This is a genomic window from Paracoccus aminovorans, assembly GCF_001546115.1.
GTDB lineage: Bacteria > Pseudomonadota > Alphaproteobacteria > Rhodobacterales > Rhodobacteraceae > Paracoccus > Paracoccus aminovorans_B.
In genome coordinates this window covers 2,173,568-2,188,154 of record NZ_KQ955208.1, presented here as the reverse complement: position 1 = coordinate 2,188,154, position 14,587 = coordinate 2,173,568, and the positions used below count along the sequence as shown (strand labels likewise).

The 14,587-nt window shown below is 70.9% G+C and carries 13 protein-coding genes; 6 read left to right on the top strand and 7 right to left on the bottom strand.

Annotated features, from left to right (window positions below):
- The 4 genes from ASV56_RS11170 to ssuD are packed head-to-tail and all read right to left on the bottom strand — an operon-like array spanning window position 1 to window position 4,249.
- A complete protein-coding gene (locus ASV56_RS11170) occupies window positions 1-984 on the bottom strand; it encodes an aliphatic sulfonate ABC transporter substrate-binding protein (protein ID WP_062562040.1) in 984 nt (327 codons plus the stop codon).
- 10 nt (window positions 985-994) lie between these two features.
- Window positions 995-1,579 (bottom strand): NAD(P)H-dependent oxidoreductase, encoded by a 585-nt coding sequence (locus ASV56_RS11165; RefSeq protein ID WP_062562039.1) that lies wholly within the window; start codon window positions 1,577-1,579, stop codon window positions 995-997.
- Between the two features lie 29 nt (window positions 1,580-1,608).
- On the bottom strand, window positions 1,609-3,057 hold the full coding sequence (locus ASV56_RS11160) for an FAD/NAD(P)-binding protein (protein WP_062562038.1): 1,449 nt from the start codon (window positions 3,055-3,057) through the stop codon (window positions 1,609-1,611).
- Between the two features lie 4 nt (window positions 3,058-3,061).
- Entirely contained in the window at window positions 3,062-4,249 is a 1,188-nt protein-coding gene (ssuD, locus tag ASV56_RS11155) for an FMNH2-dependent alkanesulfonate monooxygenase (RefSeq protein ID WP_062562037.1), read from the bottom strand.
- Between the two features lie 332 nt (window positions 4,250-4,581).
- On the opposite strand from ssuD, the gene ASV56_RS11150 reads away from it, so the two are divergent.
- Window positions 4,582-5,328 carry a glutathione S-transferase family protein gene (locus ASV56_RS11150; RefSeq protein WP_062562036.1) on the top strand — a complete coding sequence of 249 codons (747 nt, stop codon included), beginning with the start codon at window positions 4,582-4,584 and terminating at the stop codon, window positions 5,326-5,328.
- Between the two features lie 2 nt (window positions 5,329-5,330).
- Window positions 5,331-6,281, top strand: coding sequence for a serine O-acetyltransferase (locus ASV56_RS11145; RefSeq protein WP_082724789.1), 951 nt, complete (start codon window positions 5,331-5,333; stop codon window positions 6,279-6,281).
- A gap of 350 nt (window positions 6,282-6,631) precedes the next feature.
- On the opposite strand, the gene ASV56_RS11140 is transcribed toward ASV56_RS11145, so the two are convergent.
- Complete coding sequence (locus ASV56_RS11140; protein ID WP_062562035.1) at window positions 6,632-7,105, bottom strand: Lrp/AsnC family transcriptional regulator; 474 nt, start codon at window positions 7,103-7,105, stop codon at window positions 6,632-6,634.
- 195 nt (window positions 7,106-7,300) lie between these two features.
- Here ASV56_RS11140 and dinB point away from each other — a divergent pair, with 195 nt between their 5' ends.
- Window positions 7,301-8,353 (top strand): DNA polymerase IV, encoded by a 1,053-nt coding sequence (gene dinB / locus ASV56_RS11135; RefSeq protein WP_253879958.1) that lies wholly within the window; start codon window positions 7,301-7,303, stop codon window positions 8,351-8,353.
- Here dinB and ygfZ read toward each other — a convergent pair.
- Both ygfZ and ASV56_RS11125 read right to left on the bottom strand, forming a co-directional pair.
- Window positions 8,350-9,081 (bottom strand): CAF17-like 4Fe-4S cluster assembly/insertion protein YgfZ, encoded by a 732-nt coding sequence (ygfZ, locus tag ASV56_RS11130; RefSeq protein WP_062562033.1) that lies wholly within the window; start codon window positions 9,079-9,081, stop codon window positions 8,350-8,352. The genes dinB and ygfZ overlap by 4 nt on opposite strands.
- Window positions 9,081-10,820 carry an ABC transporter ATP-binding protein gene (locus tag ASV56_RS11125; protein ID WP_062562032.1) on the bottom strand — a complete coding sequence of 580 codons (1,740 nt, stop codon included), beginning with the start codon at window positions 10,818-10,820 and terminating at the stop codon, window positions 9,081-9,083. Before ASV56_RS11125 ends, ygfZ begins: the two co-directional genes overlap by 1 nt.
- 226 nt (window positions 10,821-11,046) lie before the next feature.
- Here ASV56_RS11125 and ASV56_RS11120 point away from each other — a divergent pair, with 226 nt between their 5' ends.
- The 3 genes from ASV56_RS11120 to exbB all read left to right on the top strand — a co-directional run bounded on the left by ASV56_RS11120 (window position 11,047) and on the right by exbB (window position 14,585).
- Complete coding sequence (locus ASV56_RS11120) at window positions 11,047-12,219, top strand: pyridoxal-phosphate-dependent aminotransferase family protein (RefSeq protein ID WP_062562031.1); 1,173 nt, start codon at window positions 11,047-11,049, stop codon at window positions 12,217-12,219.
- Between the two features lie 78 nt (window positions 12,220-12,297).
- Entirely contained in the window at window positions 12,298-13,341 is a 1,044-nt protein-coding gene (locus ASV56_RS11115; protein WP_062562030.1) for a siderophore-interacting protein, read from the top strand.
- A gap of 152 nt (window positions 13,342-13,493) precedes the next feature.
- Window positions 13,494-14,585: a tonB-system energizer ExbB gene (gene exbB / locus ASV56_RS11110; RefSeq protein WP_062562029.1), complete on the top strand. Its 1,092-nt coding sequence runs from the start codon at window positions 13,494-13,496 to the stop codon at window positions 14,583-14,585.
- Window positions 14,586-14,587: the final 2 nt, after the last annotated feature.

Here is a 14,587-nt window from a genome sequence, read left to right as displayed (position 1 = left end):
TCACGCCCCCTGTCCCGCGGTCGGCGTCCAGACCACCGAGGCGATGTCCAGCTGCCGAGGGATGATGCCCAGCTTCAGGAACTCGTCGGCCAGGGCCTGTTCATAGGCGACATGCTTCGGCTCGATGAAGCCGACCAGCCCGAGGTCGCTGCCCTTGCGGGTCAGGAAGCGCTCGATGACCGGGGCCGGCAGGCCGGTTTCCTTCGAAAAGGTGGCGATGGTCGCCGGCAGGTCGGCCTGGCCCTTCTGGCCCACCGCCTGCACGGTCTTGACCAGCCGGCCGATCAGCTCGGGGTTTTCGCGGGCGTAATCGGCATTGGCGGAATAGAAGTTGTAGTCCGGCTCCAGCCCCTCGGTCGTGATCAGCACGCGGGTGTTCGAGCGCGCCTCGGCCGAGGCGAAATAGGGATCCCAGATCGTCCAGGCCCCGATGGCGCCGGCGTCGAAGGCGGCGATGGCATCGGGCGGCGCCAGATCCTGCGGCTTGATGTCGTCCAGCGCCAGCCCGGCGGCGCGCAGCAGCTTGATGGTGGCGTAATGCGCCGAGCTGCCGCGCTTGAAGGCCACGGTCTGGCCTTTCAGATCCTCGACCTTTTGGATCGGCGAATCCTTGGGCACCAGGATGGCGTGCCCCTCGCGCGAGCCCTCGCCGGCGCCGACGAAGACCAGGTTGCCGCGCGCGGCATGGGCGAAGATCGGCGGCACGTTGCCGGTATAGCCGAAGTCCAGCGCATTGGCCGACAAGGCCTCGAGCAGCGGCGGGCCCGAGGTGAACTCGGACCAGCTGACGCTGATGCCCTGGTCGGCCAGCGCCTGCTCGAAGGCGCCCGAGCCCTTGACGAGGCCCAGGAGCCCGCCCTTTTGCCAGCCGACGCGCAGGGTCTTGGCCGGGGCGGCGCGCAGCACGCCCGGGGCGGCCAAGGGCGCCAGCGCCGCGGCCAGGCCCAGTCCGATGGCGCCGCGGCGCGAGATGGTGATGGTCATGGTGATCCTCTCAGAATGCTTGCAGCAGCGGGGCGGCGTCGGCCGCCGGTTCGGGCAGGGAATAGGGAGCCAGGAAAGGCGCGAACTGGTTCACCGCCCGGCTGAGCCGCGCATGGGCGGCATCGTCGGCCAGCTTGCCGCCGACGAATTCGCGATCCGCCACATAGACGCCGGTGGCCAGCGGCTGCGCCTCGAAGAAGCCGAAAAGCGGGCGCAGCTGGTGCTCGATCATCAGCGCGTGGCGGTCGCCGCCGCCGGTCGCGGCCAGCAGGACCGGCTTGCCGGCCAGCATGTCGGGGTCGAGCAGGTCGAAGACATGCTTGAACAGCCCCGCATAGCTGCCCTTGTGGACCGGGCTCGCGATGACCAGCGCGTCGGCGCGGATCAGCTCGGTCACATGGGCCAGCGCCTCGGGCTCCAGATCGCCCAGCCGGCGGGCATGGCCCAGCGACGGGCCCAGGTCGGCCAGGTCGAAGACATGGCCGATGGCACCGAAGCGGTCGGCGGCCAGGTCGACGGCGGCCTGCACCAGGGCGCGGCTGCGCGAGGGCGCGGAAAAGCTGCCGGCAAAGCCGGCGATGGTCAGGGTGGACATGAGGATCTCCTGTCGGTTGGTCCCTGGGATCAGGACGGATGGACAGCCGGGGCCGGTTGGCCGGGGCTGCGCAGGATGGGGGCCAGCAGCGCGTGCCGGGCGATGCGGCGGGCGACCTCGCGGGCATGGGCGGCGCATTCCGGGACGCCGATAAGTTCGCCGACATGGCCGCGCGCCAGCGGGCCTGCGACCAGCACCTGTTCGGCGGGGCGGCCCTGGGCCGACAGCGCCACGCAGGTATCGGTCACGGCCAGGCCCAGCCCCAGCGGACAGGGCGCGATCAGCCCCAGCCGCTCGAGCGCGCCAAGCGCCGGGTTGGCGCCGATACATCGGTCCTGCGCCGGGCCGGTGGTGACGATGACGCGGTCGAAGCTCTGGCTCAGCGCCGAGCGGGCGCCGCGCGGACGCCAGTCGATGCGCAGCTCGCCGGCGGCAACCTCTTCGGCGGCCAGAAGATGCCCGGCCAGATAGCGCAGCCGGCCCGAGGCGGCCAGGCGCTCGACCACCGCCTCGGTCTGCGGCGGCAGGCGATAGCGGTGCACGTCCCACCAGGTCCGCAGGTGGCGCAGCAGCCGTCGGCGGCCGTCGTCACCCAGGGCCTGCCAGATCACCGGCCCCTGCTCGCGCAGGCGATCGAAGGTCGCGTGCCAGCCCTGCCCGCGCGCCTGATCGTCGACGATGGCGTGGCGCACCCGGCGCAGCAGCTCGGATGCGCTGCGGATCGGCGGATCGGTGAAATCGGCATCGCTGTCCTGGCCGACCGGCCCGTGTCCGCGCGAGCGCAGCCCGTGCCGCGACAGGCAGGCGATCGGGCCGCGATGGCCCTGGCGTTCCAGCGTCGTCACCACATCGGCGGCGCTGAGCGCGGCGCCCAGGATCAGCACCCGCGCCTCGGCCGGGACTTGCGCCAGCCGCGCGGCGTCGTTCGGATCGGCGATCAGCCCCGGCGCATTGGCGATGGTCGACAGCACGCGCGGCAGGGCCGGCGCCGGGTGGCCGGTGGCCAGCACCAGCAGGTCGGCGTGGATGCGGCTGTCGTCCGACAACATCAGCAGCAGCGAATCCTCGCCGTCGCGCTGGATGTCGCTGACCCTGGCCCGGACATGGCGCAGCGCGCCCGAGCGCAGATGCGGCGCCAGCCGCTCGGCCATGTAGCGGCCGAAAAGCGCGCGCTGCGGGAAGACGTCACCGTTCCCCGTCCGTGCCCGGACATCCAGAGCGTCGGGATTCTCGGCCAGCCATTCGGCGAAATCCGCCCGGTTCTCGGGGTCGAGCGACATGCGATGCGCCGGCACGTTGATGCGATGCGCGGGGTCGGTGGCGGAATAGGCCAGCCCTCGCCCCAGCTCGGCGCGCGGCTCGACCACGGTCAGGCGCAGCGGCAGGCGCATCCGCGCCAGTTGCCAGGCCAGCGCGGCGCCGGTGAAGCCGCCGCCGACGATGACCACGCGCAGGGCCGGGGAATGGGGCGCGTTCATCGCCTCAACCTCCGGCAAGGGCCAGTTGCGGCCGCTGCGCCGCCGGGCGATGGTCGTTGCCCACCGTCTCGCCGAAGGGCCCGAGATGCGCCGAGACCTGCGGCTGCGGCAGCGGATGGTCCAGGGGCAGGAGCGGCAGCACCCGCTCGCCGAAGCTGTAGGCCTCTTCCAGGTGCGGATAGCCCGACAGGATGAAGGTATCGATGCCGATGCGGCGGTATTCGTCGATGCGCTCGGCCACGGTCTCGGCATCGCCGACCAGCGCCGTGCCGGCCCCGCCGCGCACCAGCCCCACCCCGGCCCAGAGGTTCGGGCTGATTTCCAGCTTGTCGCGCCGCCCGCCGTGCAGCGCCGCCATGCGCGCCTGGCCGACCGAATCCATGCGGGCGAAATTCGCCTGGGCGGTGGCGATGGTGGCGTCGTCCAGCTTGCTGATCAGCTGCTCGGCGGCCTGCCAGGCCTCGGCATTGGTCTCGCGCACGATGACATGCAGGCGGATGCCGAAGCTGACCTCGCGGCCCTCGGCCTCGGCCAGGCGGCGCACGCTTTCGATCTTGGCGCGGACCTGCGCCGGAGGCTCGCCCCAGGTCAGGTATTTGTCGATCTGCCGCGCGGCGACCGCATTGGCGGCATCCGACGAGCCGCCGAAAAACAGCGGCGGGCCGTTTTCCTGCAGCGGATGGAACAGCAGCTTGCCGTCCTCGATCTGCAGGTGCCTGCCTTGGTGATTCACCGTCTCGCCGGCCAGGAGAGCCTTGTAGACGTTCAGGAATTCCTCGGTCACCTCATAGCGTTCGGCATGGCTCAGGTGGATGCCGTCACCGGCATTCTCGATCGGGTCGCCGCCGGTCACGACATTGATCAGCAGCCGGCCGTTCGACAGCCGGTCCAGCGTCGCCGTCATCCGCGCCGCCAGCGTCGGCGATTGCAGCCCCGGCCGCACCGCGACCAGGAAGCGCAGCTTTTCGGTCTGCGAGGCCAGCGCGGCGGCGGTGACCCAGCTGTCCTCGCAGCTGCGGCCGGTGGGCAGCAGCACGCCGTAATAGCCAAGTGCATCAGCGGCCTGCGCGATCTGGCGCAGATAGGGCAGGTTCACCGCGCGGCCACCCTCGGCCGTGCCCAGGTAGCGGCTGTCGCCATGCGTGGGCAGAAACCACAGAACCCGGATCTTGTCGGGCGTTTCGATGCTCATGTGCCGGTCCTTTCGCAAATCGGGGCCGCGCCGACGGGGCGGCGGCCTGTTTTCGAGAATCAGAATACACATAAACACGATTGAGTATATAGTGATTAAATGCCTCTGCCGAGATTAGGGCGGGTTTCCGCGCTGTGCTGCCCAATCCGAAACCATTTTCCACCTGGCGCGGCAGCGGCGGACCGATGGCACGCAAGGATGGCGGCGCGGCGGGTTCCTGTTCCGCCGCCCCGCCAGCATGCCACCGGAGCCGCGTAAAAACACGTCTTGATTTGTCGTGTATAGGCGAGGATCATGGCCGTCGGAGCCGACCAGTCCCGGAGGGTCAACCGATGTCACGCCATCCCCGTTTCCGAATCAGCGGCGCGCCCCTGTGCCCGGTCGCGCAGCGCGCCGGGCTGGCGTTGGCCCTGCGCGGCCGGGATTTCGCGCCCCTGCGCAGCCCCGGCAAGACCCGCCTGCTGATCAGGCAGGCGCCCGGGCTGGTGCTGGCCATCGAAAGCCCGGTCGCCATGCTGGAGCTGATCGAGGATCTGCATCCCGGCCAGCCCCTGCACCCGGCCGAACCGGCGCTGCGCGCCCGCCACCGCCAGCTGATCGCGGATGCGGATGCGGCGCAGCAGGCGATGGCGGCGGTGCTGGCGGCCCGCAACCTGCGCGATCTCGACCTCGCGGTCTTCGCGCTGCGCCAGCGCCTGCTGGGGATCGAGGCCGAATTGCAGGCGCTGCCTGAAGGCGAGTGCTCGAACCTCGACATCGCGCTGGCGCCGCTCTTGTGGCGGCTGGCCGTGCTGGACCGCCGGCACGGGCTGCACCTGGGCGACGGCCTGCCCGGCGCGGCACGGCGGCTGGCGCTGCTGCTGGCCCGACCCGAGGCGCGCCGCGTCCTGAGCCTTGCCGCCGGACGGGCCTTCCTGGACGAACTGGCGGCGCAGAGCGCGGCCGTCGCCTTGGCCGTCGAGGATTGGGACCGATGTTTCGACGGCGCCCCCGGGCGCAAGGTGCTGCCGCTGCGTCCGAACCCGTCCCCTGTCCCCGCCCAGGCGGCGGCCCGGCCCATCCTTCGCCCCGATTGGTAAAGATGAACGACATTTCCCGACGCCGGACGCTGCTGCCGGACGCAACCGAATTGCCCGGCGACCCCGATCTTGCCGAGGTAGCCGAGAAGCTGCGGCTGATGCGGCTCCTCTCGCAGCAGCGCCGCTATGCCGGCCGGCCGGTGCCGCGGCTGCCCGCCAAGGCCGAGATCGTCGCCATCCTGTCCGACGTGGTGGCGCTGCTCTATCCGCGCCATTACGGTCCCTCGGGACTGAAGCCCGAGCGCAGCGATGGCCTTGTCGCCAAGATGCTGCCGCAGCTGCGCGACCGGCTGGCGCGGCAGATCGAGCTGGAGTTCCTGCTGGCCGAAACCGCGCAGCCCGATGCCGCGCACAGCGCCGCCCGGCAGGCGGCGAACGGCTTCATGGCCGCCCTGCCCCGCATTCGCGACCTGCATGACACCGATATCGCCGCCGCCTATGCCGGCGATCCTTCGGCGAAAAGCCTGGACGAGATCGTCTTCTGCTTTCCCGGCGTCGCGGCCGCCCTGCGCCACCGCATCGCGCATGCGCTGTTCGGGCTGGGCGCGACCATGATCGCGCGCATCATGGCGGAATATTCCCATGCCGTCACCGGCATCGACATCCATCCCGGCGCGCAGATCGGCCCGGCCTGTTTCATCGACCACGGCACCGGCGTGGTGATCGGCGAGACCGCGGTGATCGGGCGCAATGTGCGGCTGTATCAGCAGGTCACGCTGGGCGCCAAGCGCTTCGAGACCGATAGCGGCGGCGCCCTGGTCAAGGGCCAGCCCCGCCATCCGGTGATCGAGGACGACGTGGTGATCTATGCCGGCGCCACCATCCTGGGCCGCATCACCATCGGCAAGGGCGCGGTCATCGGCGGCGGCGTCTGGCTGACCGCCCCGGTCGCGCCGGGCAGCATCGTCACCCAGGCGCGGCTCAAGCTGGCAAGCCAGCCCCCGCGCGGGTGATGCGCCAGCGCGTCCGAGCGCGCCGGCCAGCCGGCTGGGGCGCCCCCGGCCTGGCGGAAGTTGCCGTCACGGGAGGCTATGAACGCCCGCTGCGTATTCGGCTGCATCGCGGGAAGGTCGGGAGGTCGAAGAAGCGCCCGGTCGCGCGGTCGCGGACACGGCGCCGCCGTCCCGGCTGTCCAGAGCCACCGCACCACCGACGGGCTAGCAATCTCATCGCGCAGCGCGTGTTCGCGACGCGGCCGCGAATGGCTCGGCGCCGAGTCACTTCCTCTGACCGCCCGGCACATCGCCTCGGGAAAGCCGGCAGTCCGCAGCTGGGCGCGGCGCGCGCGGGGTCCAAGGGTGGCTTAGCGGTTGCGGGTGTCGACCGGATAGGCGGTGGTGTAATGCAGCCGCTCCATCGAGAAATGCGAGGTGACGTTCTTGATCGGCACCGCATCCGTCAGCCGCTTGTAGAAGCGGTCGAAGTCCGGCATGTCCGCCACCGCGACCCGAAGCATGTAGTCCATGCGCCCGGCCATCCGCCAGGTTTCCATGATCTCGGGCAGGGCGGTGACGACCCGGGCAAAGGCCGCGCGCCATTCCGAGGAATGGTCCGGCGCCTCGATCTCGACAAAGACCGTGATGCCCAGGCCCAGCTTGCCGGGATCGGCCAGCGCCACCCGGCGCGTCAGCACGCCCTGCGCCTCGAGCTTCTGGATGCGCTTCCAGCACGGCGTCTGCGACAGACCGACCTTTTCGGCAATCTGGGCAATGGGCAGAGTGGCGTCCTGCATCAGCTCCGCCACGATCTTGCGGTCGATCAGGTCCAGATCCAGCATGATTTCGCTCCGTTTCCGGCAAGACTCGGGGGTTTGCCGATCTCTTATTCCTCAATTACACGATAGGATCAATCGTGTATATGGAAAGTTGGCTCCGGCGTCGGAATCGTTTACGCTTTGTTCCGAACCGCCTGCCAAAGGAGCCCTTGCCGCGACGCGATGGATGAGATTTCGGCAATTCCGGCAGATCGCAAGGTGATCCATGTCGACATGGATGCGTTCTATGCTTCGGTCGAGCAGCGCGACGACCCGGCCCTGCGCGGCCGGCCGGTGGCGGTGGGCGGCTCGTCCCTGCGCGGCGTGGTGGCGGCGGCCAGCTATGAGGCGCGGGTCTTCGGCGTGCGCTCGGCCATGCCCTCGGTCACCGCAGCGCGGCTTTGCCCGGCGCTGGTCTTCGTCAAGCCGCGCTTCGAGGTCTATCGCGCCGTCAGCGCCCAGATCCGCGCCATCATGCTGGACTATACCCCGCTGGTCGAGCCGCTGTCGCTGGACGAGGCCTATCTGGACGTGACCGCGCAGCTGCGGCCCGGCCAGACCGCGACCCAGATCGCGCGCGAGATCCGCGCCCGCATCCGCGCGACGACCGGCCTGACCGCCAGCGCCGGGGTCAGCTACAACAAGTTCCTGGCGAAGCTCGCCTCGGACCAGAACAAGCCGGACGGGCTGTGCGTCATTACCCCGCGACGCGGCCCGGAATTCGTGCTGACGCTGCCGGTCGGCAAGTTCCACGGCGTCGGCCCCGCCACCGCGGCCAAGATGGAGGCGCTGGGCATCCGCACCGGCGCCGACCTGCGCGCGCAGGAACTGGAATTCCTGACCCGGCGCTTCGGCAAGTCGGGGCAGTATTACTGGAACATCGCGCGCGGCATCGACCACCGGCAGGTCCGGCCCGACCGCATCCGCAAGTCGGTGGGCGCCGAGAACACCTTCTTCACCGACCTGATGACGCTGGAGGAGGCCGCCGAGGCGCTGGCGCCGCTGGCCGAGAAGGTCTGGCGCCATGTCGCGCGCCACGAGTTGCACGGCCGCACCGTGACGCTGAAGGTCAAGTTCGCCGATTTCCAGATCAACACCCGCGCCCGCACCCTGCCCCGCCCGGTCGGCGGCGAGGCCGAGATACTTTCCATCGCATGCGAATTGGCGACGCTGGTCCTGCCCGACCGGCGCGGCGTGCGCCTGCTAGGCATCACGCTTTCGGGCTTCGACCATGCCGAACCCGAGGAGCCCGAGCAGCTGCGGCTGTTCTAGGGCGTGATGCGCGCCTCGCCCGCGGCCAGCCCCTCGCCCCCCTGAAACGGACCCATGCGGTCGAAGCGCATATGCGCGATGGCCCGGCCGCCGGACTGGGTGAAGAGCGTGCCGGCCTCGCGTCCGTCGGGCATCAGGATCGGCGTGCCGACCGGGGCCGCGCCCGCGATGCCGACGGTGACGAGGCCCTTGCGCAGCTCGGTCTTGTGCTTCATCCGCGCGGTGACCTCCTGCCCGACATAGCAGCCCTTGCGGAAATCGACGCCATGCAGCCGCTCGAACCCGGCTTCCAGAATGAAGGTTTCGTTCGGGATCAGCTCGACCAGGCTTTCGGGGATGCAATGCGCGACGCGGATGCCATCCCAGTCGCTGCCATCGTCACCCTCGGCGCCGTAAAGCCGCCAGCCCAGCGCCTCGTGGCGCGGGTCGGCGATGGCGCCCTCGGGCGCGGCACCTGTGCCACGGGCCACGGCCAGATCGGTCGGCTCGATCACCACCTGCGAGCGCAGCCGATACATCGCCAGCCGCTTCAGCAGGTCATCCGTCAGCCGCTCGTCCACGTCGATCAGCAAGCGGTCGCCCTGCGGCACCACCAGGAAATCCGCCAGATACTTGCCCTGCGGCGTCAGCAGCGCCGCCCAGGCCGGCGCAGCGCCGACCTTGTTCGTCACCAGCCCTTGCAGGAAATCCACCCGATCCGGGCCCGAGACCGCCAGAATCCGCCGCATCACTTGTCTCCGAATTGCAGTTTGACCAGCGCGGCATAGGCGCCGCCCTGGGCCATAAGCTGGTCATGGCTGCCCTGTTCCACAACCCGGCCGTGATCTACGACGACGATCTTGTCGGCCTGGCGCACGGTCGAGAGCCGGTGCGCGATGACCAGCGTGGTGCGCCCGGCCGACAGTTCGTCCAGCGCCTGCTGCACCAGCCGCTCGCTTTGCGCGTCGAGCGCGCTGGTCGCCTCGTCCAAGAGCAGGATCGGCGCATCGCGCAGCACGGCGCGGGCGATGGCGACGCGCTGGCGCTGGCCGCCCGACAGGGCCGAGCCCCGCGGCCCGGCCGGCGTGTCGAGGCCCATCGGCAGCGCATCGGTGAAATCCGCGACATGGGCGGCGACGATGGCGCGGCGCAGCGCCTCGTCGTCGCGGGCATGGCCCAGCAGGATATTCTCGCGCAGTGTCTCGTCGAACAGCGCCGCCTCCTGCGCGACGGTGGAAAACTGGTCGCGCAGGACCGCCAGGTCGAATTCGCGCAGCGGCACGCCGCCCAGCGTGATCTCGCCCGAGGCCGGGTCGACCATCCGCGTCAGCAGGTTGAAGACCGTGGACTTGCCCGCCCCCGACGGCCCGACCAGCGCCGTGGTCCGGCCGGCCTCGGCGGTGAAGCTCAGCCCGTTCAGCACCGGATGGCCGTCATAGGCCATGTGCACGTCCCGAAGCCGGATCGTGGTGTCCGGCGGCGGCGCGCGCCGCGGCCCGGAAACGATCGAGGGCCGCATGTCCAGCACCTCATAGATCCGCTCCAGCGAGGCGGCGGCGGCCTGCCAGGTGCCGGTCAGCCCGCTGAGCCGGCGCAGCGGCTGGAAGGCCAGCGCCAGCGCGGTGAAGAAGGACATGAAGTCGCCGACCGTGCGCTCGCCCCGCGTGACCTCGGCCCCGCCCAGGGCCAGCACGCCGACGAAGCCGATGCCGGTCACCACATCGACCAGCGCCGGCACGGTGGCGCCGATGCCCGACATCTTGATCTCGGCCCGGCGGATGCGGCTGACGATCTGGTCGAAGCGGCCGGTCTGATACGCCTCCATCCGGTTCAGCTTGACGGCGTTGATGCCGTGCAGCACCTCGTCCAGCCTTGTGGCGCGCTGGCTGGCATTGACGCGGTTCTGCCGCACCTTGCGGCGAATATAGCGCTGGACCAGCACCGTGGGCACGATCAAGAGCGGCGCCCCGACCAGCGCCGTCGCCGTCCACCACGGGTCCACCGCCACCGCCACGCCGAACAACGACACCAGCGACACCATGTCCCGCCCGGCGCCGGAAATGAACGTGGTCCAGACCCCCTGCACCGCCTGGGTGTCGCCCTGCACCCGCTCGATCAGCGCGCCCGGCGGGTTCTTCTGGAAGAAGCCGCCGTCCAGCGTCATGATATGCGACAGCAGGTCGGTCTGCATCCGGGTCGAGACCGACAGCGAGACCGAGGTCATCAGGCTGCGGTTGATGACGAAGGTCGCGGCCCGCACCAGGAACAGCGCGAAGATCGAGCCGCCGACCCACCAGATCGCATCCGTGTCGCCGCCGACGAAGACGCGGTCGAACAGCGGCTTCAGCATCCAGCTGAGCAGCCCCAGGGTCGAGCCCTCGAGGATCAGGAAGAACAGCGCCAGCAGGATGCGCAGCCAATAGGGCCGAAGGTAGTCGCGCCACATGCGGGCGAACAGGTTGGCCGTTTTCTGAAACTTGTCCGCCATCGCGTCCCCGGTCCTCGGTCGCGCCAAGGGATAAGGCGCAAGCCGCGCCGGGGCAAGCCGCCGCCGGTCCGCCCGGGCCTTGCCTTGCGCGTTTCACCGTTTCCCAAATACTCCGCCCACCGCGCAACCCGCGCCCCGGTCGGCCATTCCGGCGCCGCGCCGCCGCCCCGTTGACCTTGCACAATGCCCGTCCTACCGATGGCGCATCATCAGAAAGGCTTCCCGCATGAGCTTTGCCCAGGGTCGCGCCGTCCTTGCCATTCCCGGTCCCTCGCCGGTGCCGGAGCGGGTGCTGCGCGCCATGCACCGCCCCTCGCCCGATATCTATGGCGAGGATCTGGCGGCCGAGAACCGCGCCATGGTCGCCGCGCTGAAGCGGCTCGCCGGCACGCAGGCGCATCTCGCGCCCTATATCGGCAATGGCCATGCCGGGTGGGAAGCGGCGAACGTCAACCTGTTTCACCGCGGCGATCGGGCGCTGGTGCTGACCTCGGGCCATTTCGGCAAGGCCTGGGCCGAGAATGCAGCGGCCGTCGGCATCGCGGTCGAGACGCTGGACTTCGGCCTGGCACCGCCCGACCCGCAGCGCCTGGCCGACCGGCTGGCACAGGACCGCGTGCATGACATCAAGGCCGTGCTGGTCTGCCAGATCGATACCGCCAGCTCCGCCCGCGCCGACATTCCCGCGCTGCGCGCCGCCATGGGCGACCACCCGGCCTTCTTCGCCGTCGATGCCATCGCCTCGCTGGGCTGCGAGCCGATGCGGATGGACGAATGGGGCATCGACCTGCTGGTCTCGGCCAGCCAGAAGGGGTTGATGCTGCCGCCGGGCCTGGCCTTCGTCTGGTTCTCGGACCGGGTCAAGGCGCGCGGCCGCAGCGATCTCGCCACGCCCTATTGGGACTGGACCCCGCGCACGCAGGCCGAGCAGCTGTGGCAGTTCTGGGGCGGCACCCCGCCGGTCCAGCACATCTTCGGCGTGAACGAGGCGATGCGGATGCTCTTGGACGAAGAGACCCTGCCCGCCGCCTGGGCCCGGCACGAGGGACTGGCCCGCGCCACCTGGACCGCGCTCGCGCGCTGGAACGCGGGCGGCCACGGCATCGGTCCGCTGATTGCCGACCCGGACGGCCGGGCGCGCTCGGTCACCGCCGCCGTGCTGCCGCGCGCCGAGGCATTGCGGGCCTGGACCGCCGCCAAGGCCGGGGTGACGCTGGGCATCGGCCTCGGCGCGCCCGACCCCGAGAATGCGCTGCGCATCGCCCATATGGGCCATGCCAATGCGCATCAGCTGCTGGGCGTGCTGGCGGTGATCGAGGCCGGGCTGACCGCGCTCGGGATCCCGCACGGCCCGGGCGCGGTCGAGGCCGCCGCCGCGGAACTCGCCCGGCTGGCCTGATACCGGGCCTGAGATCGGGGGCTTGCGCGGCGCCCGCGCAGGCCCGACCCTGACGGCGAACCGCGAACGGACCCCGCCATGCGCACCACGCCCCTGCCCGAATTCCAGTCCGAGGCCCTGTTGCCCGGCCAGGACTTCGCCCCCGTCGAGCAGCTGATCCGCGCCGAGGCCGCCCAGCATGGCCTGGACCTGCACACCGGCAATGGCCGCTCGATCTGGTGCCAGGTCGAGCAGGGCGAGTTCGGCGCCAGGAAGCGCGGCGACGGCGTGCTGGTCTTTGCCCGCGCCCATCGCGCCGACGCGCTGGCCGCGATGCAGCAGGCGATCGGCGAGCACTTGGCGCATCACCTGCCCGCGGCCGCTGCGGCGCTGCGCTGGCCCTCGGCCGCCGATGCCGGCCGGCCGCCGGCGAATTTCAGCCTGGCGCGGCTGGTGTCCTCGCGCCGGATCAGCGCGGATTTCTGGCGCGTGCGGCTGGAGGCGCCGGGGCTGCACCGCTTTGCCGGCGACGATTCGTTGCATTTCCGCCTGGTGCTGCCCCAGCCCGGCGACGCGGCGCCGGAATGGCCGGTGCTGGGTGGCAATGGCCAGGTGGTCTGGCCGTGCGGCGCCAGGGCGCTGCACCGCCCGGTCTATACCACCCGCGCCATCGACCCCGGCCGGTGCTGGCTGGATCTGGACATCTTCGACCATGCCGGCGGCCGCGCCATCGCCTGGGCCCGCACCGCAACGGCGGGCGCGCCGGCCGGGCTGCTCGGCCCCAGCGGCGGCGGCATCCCGCAGGCGCCGCGCCTGGTCCTGGCCGGCGACGAGACCGCCTATCCGGCGCTGGCCCGCATCCTGGAAGCCCGCGCCGGCAGCGCCGAGGGCGACCTGTTCCTGCTCGGCGCCCGCGCGGACTATCCTTTCCCGGCCGCGCCCGGCATCCGGCGGCACCACCTGCCGCAGGGCGCGGCGGCGCTGTGCCGGCGGCTGCGCGCCAGCCCGCCCGACCCGGGCTGCTTCCTGTGGATCGCCACGGCCCGCTCGGGAATCGATTCGCTGAAGGCGGTGATCTTGGGCGAATTGCACCACCATAGCGGGCAAACCCACCTCTCCGCCTATTGGAACGACAAAGATTAACGCTTTGTCGGGCGCAATAGTTGACAATTTTACCTTGCTGTTCGATACGAACGCCAAGCCGCGGCCAAAGGCGTCAAGGCGGCGCGTTTTCGCATGTGCCGAGCCCAAGCAAGAAGCGGACGGATCGAATGCCGGAAAGACTAAGGATCACCATGACCAACCTGACGCTGCCGCGCCATCGCGCGGGGACCGCCCTGGCCTTTGCCTGCCTGATGCTGGCCACGCCCATCGCCGCCCAGGACAGCACGGCGACCCAGCCGGCCCCGGCCGCGCCCGAGGTCCAGACCCAGCCCGCCCCGGCGACCGCGCCGTCGACGACCGCCCCGGAAGCCGGAACCCCGGCCGCCGAGACGCCGGCCACCCCGGCCCCGGCCACCACCCCCGCCCCGTCTGCCCCCGAGACCCCCGCAGCCGCCCCGGCCGAAACGCCTGCCGCCCAAGCCGCGGCGCCCCAGGCGCAGCCCGAGCCGGCCGGCTCCAGCATCCTGCCGCAGGCGCTGCAAGACGCGCTCGAGCCGATGCTGAACCCAGCCCCGCGCGACCCGACCTTGCCGCACGACCTGTCGCCCTGGGGCATGTTCCTGGCCGCCGACTGGGTGGTGAAGGGCGTGATGATCGGCCTGGCATTCGCCTCGGTCATCACCTGGACCGTGCTGGTCGCCAAGATGCTGGAACTGGCCGGCGCCATGAAGCGCGCGCAATCCGGGATCCGCCGGATCGAGACCGCGACCAGCCTGCCCTCGGCCCTCAGCGCCGCCGGCCGCCGCCGCGACCCGGTCTCGCGCATGATCCGCGCCGCCGCGACCGAATACGACCGCTCGGCCCCGGCGCTGGACCAGGCCGGCGACAGCGGCGTCAAGGAGCGCGTCGAATCGCATCTGGACCGTATCGAGGCCGTCGCCGGCCGCCGCATGAGCCGGGGCACCGGCGTCCTGGCCACCATCGGCTCGACCGCGCCCTTCGTCGGGCTGTTCGGCACCGTCTGGGGCATCATGAACAGCTTCATCGGCATCTCGCAGGCGCAGACCACCAACCTGGCCGTGGTGGCGCCGGGCATCGCCGAGGCGCTGCTCGCCACCGCCATCGGCCTGGTCGCGGCCATCCCGGCCGTGGTGATCTACAACGTCTTCGCCCGCGCCATCACCGGCTACCGGCTTCGGCTTGCCAATGCCTCGGCCGGGGTGCGCCGGCTGGTCAGCCGCGACCTCGATTTCCGCGGCGCCGTCGCGCGCACGGAGGTCTGAGC

What these genes read in the sequence shown, in the direction of transcription:
- ASV56_RS11170 (WP_062562040.1), bottom strand. Translation starts at nt 984, where the DNA reads ATGACCATCACCATCTCGCGCCGCGGCGCCATCGGACTGGGCCTGGCC.
- ASV56_RS11165 (WP_062562039.1), bottom strand. Translation starts at nt 1,579, where the DNA reads ATGTCCACCCTGACCATCGCCGGCTTTGCCGGCAGCTTTTCCGCGCCC.
- ASV56_RS11160 (WP_062562038.1), bottom strand. Translation starts at nt 3,057, where the DNA reads ATGAACGCGCCCCATTCCCCGGCCCTGCGCGTGGTCATCGTCGGCGGC.
- ssuD (WP_062562037.1), bottom strand. Translation starts at nt 4,249, where the DNA reads ATGAGCATCGAAACGCCCGACAAGATCCGGGTTCTGTGGTTTCTGCCC.
- ASV56_RS11150 (WP_062562036.1), top strand. Translation starts at nt 4,582, where the DNA reads ATGTCACGCCATCCCCGTTTCCGAATCAGCGGCGCGCCCCTGTGCCCG.
- ASV56_RS11145 (WP_082724789.1), top strand. Translation starts at nt 5,331, where the DNA reads ATGAACGACATTTCCCGACGCCGGACGCTGCTGCCGGACGCAACCGAA.
- ASV56_RS11140 (WP_062562035.1), bottom strand. Translation starts at nt 7,105, where the DNA reads ATGCTGGATCTGGACCTGATCGACCGCAAGATCGTGGCGGAGCTGATG.
- ygfZ (WP_062562033.1), bottom strand. Translation starts at nt 9,081, where the DNA reads ATGCGGCGGATTCTGGCGGTCTCGGGCCCGGATCGGGTGGATTTCCTG.
- ASV56_RS11125 (WP_062562032.1), bottom strand. Translation starts at nt 10,820, where the DNA reads ATGGCGGACAAGTTTCAGAAAACGGCCAACCTGTTCGCCCGCATGTGG.
- ASV56_RS11120 (WP_062562031.1), top strand. Translation starts at nt 11,047, where the DNA reads ATGAGCTTTGCCCAGGGTCGCGCCGTCCTTGCCATTCCCGGTCCCTCG.
- ASV56_RS11115 (WP_062562030.1), top strand. Translation starts at nt 12,298, where the DNA reads ATGCGCACCACGCCCCTGCCCGAATTCCAGTCCGAGGCCCTGTTGCCC.
- exbB (WP_062562029.1), top strand. Translation starts at nt 13,494, where the DNA reads ATGACCAACCTGACGCTGCCGCGCCATCGCGCGGGGACCGCCCTGGCC.